This window comes from Streptomyces sp. NPDC001156 (assembly GCF_053598275.1).
Window position 1 is genome coordinate 52,850 of the sequence record NZ_JBSFJX010000007.1, and the last position, 12,532, is coordinate 65,381.

General features: G+C 71.8%; 10 protein-coding genes. 3 read left to right on the forward strand and 7 right to left on the reverse strand.

Features of this window, described 5'->3' with window-relative positions:
- Positions 1-267 precede the first annotated feature (267 nt).
- Together ACWDA7_RS06000 and ACWDA7_RS06005 are read left to right on the forward strand one after the other, a co-directional pair.
- Entirely contained in the window at positions 268-960 is a 693-nt protein-coding gene (locus ACWDA7_RS06000) for a metal-dependent transcriptional regulator (RefSeq protein WP_450602968.1), read from the forward strand.
- Between the two features lie 722 nt (positions 961-1,682).
- On the forward strand, positions 1,683-2,543 hold the full coding sequence (locus ACWDA7_RS06005; protein WP_450602970.1) for an alpha/beta fold hydrolase: 861 nt from the start codon (positions 1,683-1,685) through the stop codon (positions 2,541-2,543).
- A 334-nt stretch (positions 2,544-2,877) separates the two neighbouring features.
- Here ACWDA7_RS06005 and pdxH read toward each other — a convergent pair whose 3' ends face one another.
- Positions 2,878-3,516 (reverse strand): pyridoxamine 5'-phosphate oxidase, encoded by a 639-nt coding sequence (gene pdxH / locus ACWDA7_RS06010; RefSeq protein ID WP_450603060.1) that lies wholly within the window; start codon positions 3,514-3,516, stop codon positions 2,878-2,880.
- 500 nt (positions 3,517-4,016) lie between these two features.
- Between pdxH and ACWDA7_RS06015 the strand changes: the two genes are divergently transcribed.
- Positions 4,017-5,117 (forward strand): citrate synthase 2, encoded by a 1,101-nt coding sequence (locus tag ACWDA7_RS06015; RefSeq protein ID WP_450602971.1) that lies wholly within the window; start codon positions 4,017-4,019, stop codon positions 5,115-5,117.
- A 109-nt stretch (positions 5,118-5,226) separates the two neighbouring features.
- Here ACWDA7_RS06015 and ACWDA7_RS06020 read toward each other — a convergent pair whose 3' ends face one another.
- The 6 genes from ACWDA7_RS06020 to ACWDA7_RS06045 form a co-directional block, all read right to left on the reverse strand.
- Positions 5,227-6,243, reverse strand: a complete 1,017-nt coding sequence (locus tag ACWDA7_RS06020; protein ID WP_450602972.1) for an isopenicillin N synthase family dioxygenase — start codon at positions 6,241-6,243, stop codon at positions 5,227-5,229.
- Positions 6,244-6,475: 232 nt separating this feature from the next.
- A complete protein-coding gene (locus ACWDA7_RS06025; protein WP_450602973.1) occupies positions 6,476-7,072 on the reverse strand; it encodes a TetR/AcrR family transcriptional regulator in 597 nt (198 codons plus the stop codon).
- A 37-nt stretch (positions 7,073-7,109) separates the two neighbouring features.
- Entirely contained in the window at positions 7,110-7,847 is a 738-nt protein-coding gene (locus tag ACWDA7_RS06030) for an enoyl-CoA hydratase family protein (RefSeq protein WP_450602974.1), read from the reverse strand.
- Positions 7,844-9,409, reverse strand: coding sequence for a 4-coumarate--CoA ligase family protein (locus ACWDA7_RS06035; RefSeq protein WP_450602975.1), 1,566 nt, complete (start codon positions 9,407-9,409; stop codon positions 7,844-7,846). Before ACWDA7_RS06035 ends, ACWDA7_RS06030 begins: the two co-directional genes overlap by 4 nt.
- A gap of 26 nt (positions 9,410-9,435) precedes the next feature.
- Positions 9,436-10,599, reverse strand: coding sequence for an acyl-CoA dehydrogenase family protein (locus tag ACWDA7_RS06040; RefSeq protein ID WP_450602976.1), 1,164 nt, complete (start codon positions 10,597-10,599; stop codon positions 9,436-9,438).
- Positions 10,600-10,682: 83 nt separating this feature from the next.
- On the reverse strand, positions 10,683-12,530 hold the full coding sequence (locus tag ACWDA7_RS06045; protein WP_450602977.1) for an acetyl/propionyl/methylcrotonyl-CoA carboxylase subunit alpha: 1,848 nt from the start codon (positions 12,528-12,530) through the stop codon (positions 10,683-10,685).
- Positions 12,531-12,532 lie beyond the last annotated feature (2 nt).

Here is a 12,532-nt window from a genome sequence, read left to right on the forward strand (position 1 = left end):
CGCACGGCGCACCGCCACGCACCGGCGTCCGTGACGGTCCGTGTCGCGGATCACGTTGCGGTCTGGACCAGTGCCGTGTCAATACGGTCGGTGGGCCCCCAGGACGGCCACGCTGTCCCGGGGGCGCGGCGGTCCTTGCGAGAGCCGTGACCCCTGGTTCGGCCGGCGCTCCACGGTTGTCAGTGCGATGCGTCAGAATTGAATCCAGGGCCAGCGCACACGCCGGTGAGCCGTCGAGCCTCCGGCAGATCTCATCGAGGGGCACGTATGTCCGGACTGATCGACACGACGGAGATGTACCTCCGCACCATCCTCGAGCTCGAGGAGGAAGGCGTGGTCCCCATGCGCGCCCGGATCGCCGAGCGGCTCGACCAGAGCGGCCCGACGGTCAGCCAGACGGTGGCCCGGATGGAGCGCGACGGACTGGTGTCGGTCGCCGCGGACCGCCACCTGGAGCTCACGGACGAGGGCCGCCGCCTGGCCACGCGTGTCATGCGCAAGCACCGCCTGGCCGAATGCCTGCTGGTCGACGTGATCGGTCTCGAGTGGGAGCAGGTGCACGCCGAGGCGTGCCGCTGGGAGCACGTGATGAGCGAGGCGGTCGAGCGCCGCGTCGTCGAGCTGCTGCGCCACCCCACCGAGTCGCCCTACGGGAACCCGATCCCGGGCCTGGAGGAGCTGGGCGAGAAGGACGGAGCGAACCCGTTCCTGGACGAGGGCATGGTCTCGCTGGCCGAGCTGGACCCGGGCTCGGACGGGAAGACCGTCGTCGTGCGGCGGATCGGCGAGCCCATCCAGACGGACGCACAGCTGATGTACACGCTGCGGCGCGCGGGCGTGCAGCCCGGTTCCGTGGTCAGTGTGACGGAGTCCGCGGGCGGGGTCATGGTCGGCAGCGGCGGCGAGGCAGCCGAGCTGGAGTCCGAGATCGCGTCCCACGTCTTCGTGGCCAAGCGCTAGGGTGGCGCCGTGAAGGCCCAGGGTCGCCCCTGGGCGCGCTCGGCCGTGCTCCGGCGCGGAGCCGGGGCCTCCGCCACCGCCGGAATCGACGGCTCCGGATGTCCTGATCATCCGACGATCCGTCAAGCGGTGTGACCCCTGTGCCTGCTGTGACGGCCCCGCGATCCGGCCCGAAACCAAGATTCAGTGTGCGGAATCGCAGCGCTCGCGCCGTCGGCATGCGAGGCTGTCGCATGAGGCATATGACCTGAGAGCTCTTGGCCAGCGGGTGACACCCATATCCCCTGGTCAGGGAGGGGGCGGAGGGATGTGCCGCAGACATGGGAAGGGCCCCGGCGCCCCAGGGCGCCGGGGCCTGTCCTCCCCTGTTCCGACCCGGAGCCCCGAGCTCTCAGGGTCGTCCCCCGCGGACCGTTTTTCCCCGAGCGGTCCGCCTCTCGGTGAAGATCTCCCCCCGGAATCGGCGGCCAACCCTCGAGGGAGGTCACTCGAAGGTGGGGTGTTGCCTCCAGAAGCAGCATTTTCGAATAGCCATTCGATAGCGTGGGCGTGACGGTCCCACCGGACCATCGCTGCACCGACCGGCACGAGCGCACCAGGACGACCACCCGGTGACAGCGGTGACCGGCAGGAGCAGCACGACAGCGGTAGCAGGACCAGCGAGTGGACCAGCCGCTCCGGGCGAGCGGGCGGTCCGGGCCGAGCAGGGGGGTGCCAAGAGGATGGTGCGGCGCATCGACGTCACCGGAGCCGGCGGCTTACGCCTCGCCGCGTGGGAGTTCGCCGACCCTCCGAAGACCGGAGAGGGCGAGGGGGCACCGGGCGTGCTGTTATTGCACGGGCTGATGGGGCGCGCCTCCCACTGGGCGTCCACAGCCCGCTGGCTCTCGGGGCGGTACCGCGCCGTGGCGCTCGACCAGCGCGGCCACGGCCAGAGCGACAAGCCCCCCGAGGGGGAGTACACCCGCGAGGTCTACGTCGAGGACGCCGAGGCCGCCCTCGAACAGCTCGACCTCGCCCCGGCCGTTCTCATCGGCCATGCCATGGGCGCACTGACCGCCTGGCAGCTCGCCGCCAAGCGCCCCGATCTGGTGCGCGGCCTGATCATCTGCGACATGCGGGCCTCCGCGCTCGGCGCCGCCTCCCAGCGCGAATGGGAGAAATGGTTCAAGTCCTGGCCCCTGCCCTTCGCCACGATCGCCGACGTCCGGAAGTGGTTCGGCGAGGACGACCCCTGGGTCGAGCGCCCGAACCGGGCCCGCGGCGAGTTCTACGCCGAGGTGATGACCGAGTCGGAGGACGGCTGGCGGCCCGTCTTCGAACCGGAGCAGATGCTGAAGTCCCGCCAGACCTGGGTGTACGACGCGCACTGGGAGGAGCTGGCGCAGGTGCGCTGCCCTGCCCTGGTCGTCCGCGGCCTGGACGGCGAGCTGGGCCGCGCGGAGTCCCAGGAGATGGTGCGTGTCCTGCCCCGCGGCCGGTACGCGGAGGTCGCCGACGCCGGACACCTCGTCCACTACGACCAGCCCGAGGCCTGGCGAGCGGCCGTGGAGCCGTTCCTCGACGAGGTTTTCCTGCCGTGACGGGCGGACATGGCGGCCGACCGTAGGTCATCCACCGACATCCCGGAAAAACAGTTGATCCTGGCGCGATCGGTTCTTAGGGTGGCAGGTACTTCGGAAAGGAGGTGGTTCGGCAGATGTATGAATACCGGACGGAAGAGGTGACTGCGGGCTAGCGGCCCGCTGTCGTACTCGGTTCGGCGCCGGACCAGCGCATGGCACGCCCTGCGCAGCCGGCCAATCCAACGCAGTCACCCGACCCGCGAGCTCGCCGGTACGTCCGGCCGGCTCCCCGCCGACAGGCGGAGGACCTGAGCTCGCGGGTCGTCTGCGTCTACGGGCGGCCGTCGAGGCCTCAGGGGCTCAGCCGCTCCACCCGCCACGACCCGTCCGGTTCCGCCACATAGCGGAGGCGGTCGTGGAGACGGTTCTCGCGGCCCTGCCAGAACTCGACCGTCCGGGGGGCGATACGGAAGCCGCCCCAGTTCGGCGGCACCGGGACTTGGGACCCTTCGGGGTAGCGGGCGCTCAGCTCTTCGTACGCGGTGTCGAGTCCGGTGCGAGAGGGGATGACCGAGGACTGGGCACTGGCCCAGGCCCCGAGCTGGGAGCCGTGCGGCCGGGTGCGGAAGTAGGCGGCCGTCTCGTCGCGGCCGGTGCGGCGGGCGATGCCCGTGACGATCACCTGGCGGGCCATCGGGTGCCAGGGGAAGAGCAGCGAGACATGGGGGTTGGTCGCCAGTTCGCGGGCCTTGCGGGACTCGTAGTTGGTGTAGAAGACGAAGCCCTGCTCGTCGTACCCCTTCAGCAGGACCGTGCGTGAGCTCGGGTGCCCGGCCGCGTCCGCGGTGGAGACGACCATGGCGTTCGGCTCATAGATCATCCCGGCCACCGAGGCCTGCGCCGCCTGCTTGAACCAGAGGGAGAACTGCTCCATGGGGTGGACGGCGAGGGCGGACTCATCCATGCCCTCGGCGCGGTAGTGGGCCCGCATCTCGGCGGGATCGTGCGCCAGGTCCTCGGCGGGGGCCTGGGCCGCGGCACGTTCGACGATGGGTTCGATCTCCGGCTCCGCGGCGGAGGATCCGGCGTCGTGGTGCGCGGTGCCTTCGGAGGCCGGTTCGGCTGCGGGGCCGGGGGCGGGTTCGTCCGGGAAGCGGTCGGTCACGCCGTCATCTTGCCGTATGCCTGCGGCACTTCGGAGGGGGTGTGGTTCATCACTGCGTGGCACTCAGTGCCGCAACCTCTCCCCAAAGGTGGCACTCGGGGATATCGTGCAGATGCCGGTCGCGGTGGATGACCGCCGACCGATCGGGGCATCACCCGGGTGACCGTTTCGGACCGCGAGTCTTTCGTCAGTGACCGTGGATCCGGGGCGGCAAGCTTCCCGGCAGCTGACGTCCAGCGCACGGTTCCGTCCCCTCGGACCGTGGACGGCGGCCGACGGGAATCCCACAGACCACATCCGCCGCACACATCACGAGGAGCCGCCTGATGTCCGACTTCGTACCCGGGCTCGAGGGAGTCATCGCGTTCGAGACGGAGATCGCCGAACCGGACAAGGAGGGCGGTGCCCTGCGGTACCGGGGTGTCGACATCGAAGACCTGGTCGGTCATGTCTCGTTCGGCAACGTCTGGGGGCTGCTGGTCGACGGCGCCTTCAACCCCGGGCTGCCGCCCGCCGAACCGTTCCCGATCCCGGTGCACTCCGGCGACATCCGGGTGGACGTGCAGTCGGCGCTCGCCATGCTCGCGCCGGTGTGGGGGCTGAAACCGCTCCTGGACATCGACGTCGAGGAGGCCCGTGACGACCTGGCGCGCGCCGCGGTCATGGCGCTCTCGTACGTCGCCCAGTCGGCACGTGGCCAGGGGCTGCCGATGGTGCCGCAGCGCGAGATCGACAAGGCGAGCTCCGTCGTGGAGCGGTTCATGATCCGCTGGCGCGGCGAGCCCGACCCGAAGCACGTCGCGGCCGTGGACGCCTACTGGACGTCGGCCGCCGAGCACGGCATGAACGCGTCCACGTTCACGGCGCGGGTCATCGCGTCGACGGGCGCGGACGTGGCCGCGGCACTGTCCGGCGCGGTCGGTGCCATGTCGGGGCCGTTGCACGGCGGTGCTCCCTCCCGTGTCCTCGGCATGATCGAGGAGATCGAGCGCACCGGTGACGCGGAGGCGTATGTGAAGCGGGCCCTGGACCAGGGCGAGCGGCTGATGGGCTTCGGTCACCGGGTGTACCGCGCCGAGGACCCGCGGGCGCGTGTGCTGCGCCGTACCGCCCGGGATCTCGGCGCCCCGCGTTTCGAGATCGCGGAGGCGCTGGAGAAGGCCGCCCTGGAGGAGCTGCACAACCGCCGCCCCGACCGTGTCCTCGCCACGAACGTGGAGTTCTGGGCGGCGATCATGCTGGACTTCGCCGAGGTCCCGGCGCACATGTTCACGTCGATGTTCACCTGTGCCCGGACGGCGGGCTGGTCGGCGCACATCCTCGAGCAGAAGCGGACGGGCCGCCTGGTGCGCCCCTCCGCCCGCTACGTGGGTCCCGGCCCGCGCGGCCCCCAGGAGATCGAGGGGTACGCGGCCATCGCGCGCTGAGCGATCGAGAACGAGCACGAAGGGGGCGGGGCGAGCGCGGGACCGGTGCGACCGGCCGCGCCGTCCCCGCCCCCTTCGGCCGACGGGGGCTTCGCGCTCCGCCCCGCTGTCACGCGGGGCTGAGCAGATCCGCGTGGTGGCGTTCGGCGGCCAGCGGGTGTGCCCGCAGCTTGCCCTTCAGCTCGTTGAAGCCGTACTCCGCGAACAGCGGGTTGGCCGGGTCGTCGGTGACGCCGGGCGCGGTGGAGGCGTACGGGAAGGGCAGGGGTTCGACGCGGGCGTCCAGGCGCGGGTTGTAGAAGAACGGCACGGAGAACCGCTCGACGGCGCCGGGCGGGCTGACGACCCGGTGGTTGGTGGCGAGCAGATAGCCGTCGGTCGCCACTTCCAGCAGCTCGCCCAGGTTGACCACGAACGCTCCCTCGAGCGGCGGCACATCGTGGAACCGCCCGTCCGCGCGGTGCACCTGCAGTCCACCGATCCCGTCCTGGAGCAGCAGGGTCAGGAACCCGTAGTCCTTGTGCGCGCCGACGCCCTGCTCCGCACCGTCCGAGGCGCTGCCCGGGTAGCGCACGAGCTTGAGGTGGGGGTGGGCGTGGTCGCCGAAGACCGGGTCATAGAAGCCGGCCGGTGCGCCGATCGCGGTGAGAAGTTCGTGCAGCAGCCGCCGGGCGACCCCGCTGAGCCGGTCGATCCAGGCGAGCGCGGCGGTACGCAGTCCGGGGAGAGCGGCGGGCCACTGGTTGGGACCCTGGAGCCACCAGTAGGCGGGCTCGCCGGGGCCCGGGGCGCGAGCGGGGCGTTCGGCGCCTATGTCGAGCTGGTCGCGCCAGTCCCGGGTGCCGCCGGTGCGCTCGTCGCCGGTGCGGGTGTAGCCGCGGAAGTGAGGCGAGTTGACGTTGTCGAGGGCGAGGCGGTCGGCTTCGGGAAGCGCGAAGAAGGCGTGCATGGCGCCGAGCAGCGCGTCGGTCTCGGCCTGGGTGACGCCGTGGCCGACCAGCTGGAAGAAGCCCACGTCATGGGCGGCGCTGTGGAGCTGCGTATGGAGCAGCGCCCGGGCCTGGGGGCCGCGGTCGGCCGCGGAGAGGTCGATGATCGGAAGTTGGTCGTACGACGGGTTCGTCATGGGGGGCGTCCGCAGGGTGTACGGGGGCACGGATCGGCCGCCGGGGTGGGGCGGGCTCCTGGGTGCCACGGGGGAAGAGGGGGCTGGATCAGGCAGAGCGCCGACAGCCCATGCTCGTGACGCGCACGTAGTCCACGTGCCGGCGTCGGACGAGCATCGGAAGCATGGGGCAAGCGTACTGCGGGGTACGCGAGGCGTGAGTGTGGCGGTCCCCACGCATGCCGCCCTGCCCTCAGCCCAGCGCCTCCTCCAGCAGCTGGGCCCACTGGGCCACCACCCGCTCGCGGCGAGCCCCGTCGTCGGTGAGCAGGTTGGCGAGACCGAGGCCGCGGGCCATGTCGAGCAGGCCCTGGACGGTTTCGCGGACTCCAGGGCGGGATTCGTCGGCGTCGAGGAGGTCGACGGCGATGCGATGGGTCTCGCGGCCGACCCGGGCCTCCAGCTCCGTCACCCGCAGCCGCAGCTGGTCCTCGTTGGAGGCGGCCACCCACAGATGCAGGGCCGCCCGGAACAGCGGACCGGTGTACAGGTCGACGAGGGCCGCGACCACCGCGCGCCGGTCGGCGGCCCCCTGCGGGAACAGGGCCCGTGTCGCGGTGGAGCGTTCCTCGGCGACGTACTCGACGGCGGCCGTGAACAGGTCCTCCCGGGTCGGGAAGTGGTGCTGGGCGGCACCCCGGGAGACTCCGGCGCGTTCGGCGACGACGGAGACCGTGGAGCCCGCCCAGCCGTGTTCGGCGAGGCAGGCCACGGCGGCTTCCAGGAGCCGCTGCCGGGTGGCGCGGCTGCGGTCCTGCTTGGGGACGCGTTCGACCGTGTTCACTCCCATACCGTGCTCCAGGCCGCAGCGTCGGCACGCACCGCGTTCACACCACCCACACGGGATCCCGTCGTTCGAGGAAGGCCGTCATCCCCTCGCGGGCCTGCGGGGAGGAGAACAGCCGGGCCGAGAGCGCGGTCAGGGCGGCCGCGTCCCGGTCGAAGGTCTTCAGCACAGTAGACGTGAGCAGCCGTTTCGTCTCGGTCAGGCCCTGGGGCGAGGCCCGGCGCAGCCCGTCGAGCATGGGCGCGAGCACCTCGTCGACGTCGTCGCCGGCCGCGGTGAGCAGCCCGGTGCGCACGGCCTCGGCGGCGTCGAAGCGTTCGCCGGTGAGGTAGTAGCGGGCAAGGGCCCGGGGGTCCGTGCGGGGCAGCAGGGGCAGGGAGATCACGGCCGGGGCCACGCCGATGCGCACCTCGGTGAAGGCGAAGTCGGCCGCGGCGGAGGCGGCCGCGATGTCGCAGGCGCCCAGCAGGCCGAGGCCGCCCGCCCGTACGTGCCCGGTGACCCGGGCGACGACGGGCTTGCTCAGCTCGACGATCTGCCGCAGCAGGGCGACCAGGGCCTCCGGGTGGGGCGGGTCCCGAAGGTCGGCGCCGGCGCAGAAGGTGTTCCCCGTGTGGGTGAGGACGACGGCGCGTACCTCGCGGTCCTTGCCGCAGTGGGTGAGGGCGTCGGCGAGCGCGCCGACGAGCGAGGACGACAGGGCGTTGCGGTTGCCCGGGGAATCGAGGGTGAGGGTGGTGAGGCCCCGGTCGTTCGCCGTGCGTACGAGATCGGTCACGCGTGCTCCCTCAGCTGCCGGCGCAGGATCTTCCCGGAGACCGCCCTCGGCACTCCGTCGATGAAGGTGACGCGCCGGACCCGCTTGTAGGGGGCGACGCGTTCGGCGACGTACATCATGACCTCGCCCGCGGACAGGTCGTCGGCGCCCGGACGGCGCACCACGAAGGCGTGCGGCACCTCGTTGTTCTCGTCGTTGTAGACGCCGATGACGGCGGCGTCCACGATGCCCGGGTGGGTGAGCAGCAGGGCCTCCAGCTCGGCGGGCGCCACCTGGAAGCCCTTGTACTTGATGAGTTCCTTGACCCGGTCGACCACGAACAGCCAGCCGTCGGCGTCGACATGGCCGACGTCCCCGGTGTGCAGCCAGCCGTCCCGGTCGATCATCGCGTCGGTCGCCTCCGGCCGGCCCAGATAGCCCTTCATCACCTGGGGGCCCCGGATGGCTATCTCGCCGGTCTCCCCGACGCCGAGGTCCTTGTCGGGGTCGTCGAGGGACAGGATGCGCATCTCGGTGCCGGCCACCAGCTTGCCGACGGTGCCCGGGGGCGCGTTGGGGGCGTCGAGGGGCACCACGTGGGTGCACGGGGACAGTTCCGTCATGCCGTAGCCCTGGCCGATGGGCGGCAGGCCGAGGCGCTCGGCGCAGGCCACCGCCAGGGTGGCGTCCAGGGGGGCCGCGGCGCTGATGATGTACTTCAGCGACGACAGGTCGTACTGCGCGACGGCCGGGTGCTTGGCGAGGGCCAGGACGATCGGCGGGGCCACGTACAGACCGGTGATGCGCTGGTCCTGGATGGACGCCAGGAAGCTGTCCAGGTCGAAGCGCGGCAGCACGACGACGGTGGCCCCCTGCCGCAGGGGGGCGTTCATCAGGGCCGTCATGCCGTAGATGTGGAAGAAGGGCAGCACGGCGAGGATGCGCTCCCCCGGGCCTGTCCCGATGAGCGGGCGGATCTGCGCGAGGTTGGTGCCGATCTGCCGGTGGGTGAGCATCACGCCCTTGGGTATGCCCGTGGTCCCGGACGAGTACGGGAGCACGGCGACGTCCTCCACCGGGTCGATGTCGACCACCGGTTCCGGCGCGGCCGACGCCAGCATGTCGATCAGGGAGCGGTGGCCCGGCGCGCTGTCGCAGACGAAGATCTCCCGGATGCCGCCCGCGAGTTCGGCGGCGCGCCGGGCCGTCTCCAGCAGCGGTGAGACGGTGACGATCCAGCGGGCCGCGGAGTCCCGCAGTTGCTTGGCGAACTCCTCGGCCGTGGCCAGCGGGTGCACGGTCGTGACCGAGGCGCCCGCGCGCGTGGCGGCGTAGAAGGCAGCCGGGAAGGCGATGGTGTTCGGGCTGTGCAGCGCGAGCACGTCGCCCTTGCGCACGCCCGTCTCCGCGAGCGCGGCCGCGATACGCCGGTGGAACCGGTCCAGTTGGTCGTACGTGAGGGTGGTGCCGTCCGTGCCGTCGATCAGGGCGGGCAGCTCACCGAACTCGGCGGCCCGGCCCAGGACCGCCTCGTGGATGGGGAGTTCGAGGGACGGGACGTCTTCGTACTCGCTGCGGAACACGGTTCCTCCTAGCGCGAGGGGTGCGCCTAGTACGACTTGGGCAGGCCCAGGGTCTGATGGGAGACGTAGTTGAGAATCATCTCCCGGCTCACCGGCGCAATACGAGACACGCGCGCGGCCGTAATGAGCGAGGCGAGCCCGAACTCACGCGTGAGGCCGTTGCCTCCGAGGGTGTGGACGGCCTGGTCGACCGCCTTGACGCAGGCCTCCCCGGCGGCGTACTTGGCCATGTTGGCGGCCTCTCCGGCGGCGACGTCGTCCCCCGAGTCGTAGAGGAAGGCCGCCTTCTGCATCATCAGGCGGGCCAGCTCCAGGTCGATGTGGGCCTGGGCGAGGGGGTGGGCGATCGCCTGGTGGGCGCCGATGGGCTGCTTCCAGACGGTACGGTCGCGGGCGTACTCCACGGCCCGGGAGATCGCGTAGCGGCCCATGCCGATCGCGAAGGCCGCGGTCATCACGCGCTCGGGGTTGAGGCCCGCGAACAGCTGGAGCAGTCCCGCGTCCTCGTCGCCGACGAGCGCGTCGGCGGGCAGTCTGACGTCGTCCAGAGTCAGTTCGAACTGCTTCTCCGCGCTGTTCAGTTCCATGTCGATCCGTCGCCGTCCGAAGCCGGGCGCGTCCCTGGGGACGACGAACAGACAGGGCTTGAGCCGTCCGGTGCGGGAGTCCTCGGTGCGGCCGACGATCAGGGTCGCATCGGCGATGTCGACGCCGGAGATGAAGACCTTGCGGCCGCTGAGGATCCAGTCTCCGTCGTCGTCCCGGCGGGCGGTGGTGGTGATGCGGTGGGAGTTGGAGCCGGCGTCGGGTTCGGTGATGCCGAAGGCCATGGTGCGGGTGCCGTCCGCCAGGCCGGGCAGCCACTGCTCCTTCTGGGCGGTGGTGCCGAAGCGGGCGATGACCGTGCCGCAGATCGCGGGTGAGACGACGAGCATCAGGAGGGGGCAGCCCGCGGCGCCCAGCTCCTCGAGGACGATGGAGAGTTCGGCGATACCGCCGCCACCGCCTCCGTACTCCTCCGGCAGGTTGACCCCGAGGTAGCCGAGCTTGCCCGCCTCGGACCACAGTTCGCTGGGCCGGCGGTTCTCGGCGACGACCGTGGTGAGGTAGTCGCGGCCGTAGCGCTTGCCGAGGGCGGCCACGGCCGCTCGGAGGTCTTGTTGCTCCTGGGTTTCCATGACGGCGGTCATTGCGGCTCCTCGGAAAGGTGCGGATTCGTCGTGGCTGGTCGCGCTCACGCGGCGGCGCCGCATGTCGATACGGTGCCGGGCCCCTATCGGGGCGCGTCGTCCTGGACCACGGCCAGCAGCGTGCCCACGTCCACCTGCCGTCCCGGCGTCGCGTCGAGGGCCGTGACCGTCCCGGTCACCGGTGCCGTGATCTTGTGCTCCATCTTCATCGCCTCCAGCCAGAGCAGCGGCTGTCCGGCCTGTACGGCGGCGCCGACGGCCAGCCCCTCGGCGATGCGTACGACCGTGCCGGGCATGGGCGCGAGCAGGGAGCCGGGGGCGTGGTCGGCGGTGGGCTCCCGGAAGCGGGGCAGGGCCGTCAGGGCGGTGGGACCCACATACACCTGGTCGCCGTACCGGGACACCGCGAACTTCCGCCGGACGCCGCCCGCTTCGAGGACCACGAGACGGGCGTCCGCGTGCACCACCCGCACCCCGTCGGCGGCCAGGCCCTCCCGCGTATGCCGGTAGCGGACCTCGTGCTCCTCGCCCGCCATGAGGTAGCGCTTGACCTGCGCCTGGGACGGAAGGTTGCGCCAGCCGCCGAACCGCGAGCGACCGTGGGCGTCGGCGAGGGCCGCGGCCAGAGGGGCGTACGGATCTGGAGCGGGCTCGGTCAGTTCGGCGAGGTGGCGCTCGTAGAAGCCCGTGTCCATACGGGCCGCCGTGAACTCCTCGTGGCGCAGGGAGCGCACGAGCAGGTCCCTGTTGGTCGCCGGTCCGTGGATCTCGGCCCGCTCCAGGGCGCCCGCCAGCCTGCGGATCGCCTCCGCACGTGTGGGGGCGTGGGCGACCGCCTTGGCGAGCATGGGGTCGTAGTGGACGCCGATCGCGTCGCCGTCCGCGTACCCGGTGTCCAGGCGCACGTCCGGTACGGACAGGCGGTGCAGCGTGCCGGTCTGCGGGGCCCACGCCTGCGCAGGGTCCTCGGCGTACAGGCGGGCCTCGACGGCATGGCCGCGCGGGCGCGGCGGCTCGCTCTCGAGCGCCTCGCCCTCCGCGACCCGGATCTGCAGGGCCACCAGGTCGAGGCCGTACACCGCCTCGGTGACCGGGTGCTCCACCTGGAGCCGGGTGTTCATCTCCAGGAAGTGCGCCGTGCCGTCCGCGACCAGGAACTCCACCGTGCCCGCGCCCACGTAGTCGACGGCACGCGCGGCCCGCTCCGCCATGGCGCACAGGGAGTCGGTGAGTTCGGGGGAAAGGCCCGGCGCGGGGGCCTCCTCGACCACCTTCTGATGGCGGCGCTGGAGGGAGCAGTCGCGGGTGCCGAGCGCCCACACCGTGCCGTGTGTGTCGGCGAGGATCTGCACTTCGACGTGGCGTCCGCCCTCCACGAACGGCTCGACGAACACCTCGTCGTCGCCGAAGGCGCTCAGGGCCTCGGCGCGCGCGGCCGTCAGCTCGGCGTCGAGGGCGCCCAGGTCCCGTACGACGCGCATGCCCCGTCCGCCGCCGCCGGCCGCCGCCTTGACCAGGACGGGCAGGTCGTCGGCGGTGACCGTGGCCAGCGGCTCCAGGCCCATCAGCTTCTTCGCGCGGGTCTTGGAGGCCATCGCCTCGATCGCCTTCGGCGGCGGGCCGATCCACACCAGGCCCGCGTCCAGCACCGCGCGGGCGAAGTCGGCGTTCTCGGACAGGAAGCCGTAGCCGGGATGCACGGCGTCGGCACCGGAGGCGAGGGCCGCCTTCACGATCAGGTCGCCGCGCAGATACGTGTCCGCGGGCGCCGCGCCCGGCAGCCGGACCGCCGCGTCGGCCACGCGCGCGTGGAGGGCGTTCGCGTCGGCGTCCGAGTGCACGGCGGCAGTGCGGATACCCAGCTCACGGCAGGTTCGGACGATACGGCAGGCGATCTCGCCGCGGTTCGCCACCAGAACGGTAGTAATCACGG

Bases quoted from the DNA above. Each gene is read 5' to 3' on its own strand.
- ACWDA7_RS06000 (WP_450602968.1), top strand. From the start codon at position 268: ATGTCCGGACTGATCGACACGACGGAGATGTACCTCCGCACCATCCTC.
- ACWDA7_RS06005 (WP_450602970.1), top strand. From the start codon at position 1,683: ATGGTGCGGCGCATCGACGTCACCGGAGCCGGCGGCTTACGCCTCGCC.
- pdxH (WP_450603060.1), bottom strand. From the start codon at position 3,516: ATGCGGGCCCACTACCGCGCCGAGGGCATGGATGAGTCCGCCCTCGCC.
- ACWDA7_RS06015 (WP_450602971.1), top strand. From the start codon at position 4,017: ATGTCCGACTTCGTACCCGGGCTCGAGGGAGTCATCGCGTTCGAGACG.
- ACWDA7_RS06020 (WP_450602972.1), bottom strand. From the start codon at position 6,243: ATGACGAACCCGTCGTACGACCAACTTCCGATCATCGACCTCTCCGCG.
- ACWDA7_RS06025 (WP_450602973.1), bottom strand. From the start codon at position 7,072: ATGGGAGTGAACACGGTCGAACGCGTCCCCAAGCAGGACCGCAGCCGC.
- ACWDA7_RS06040 (WP_450602976.1), bottom strand. From the start codon at position 10,599: ATGACCGCCGTCATGGAAACCCAGGAGCAACAAGACCTCCGAGCGGCC.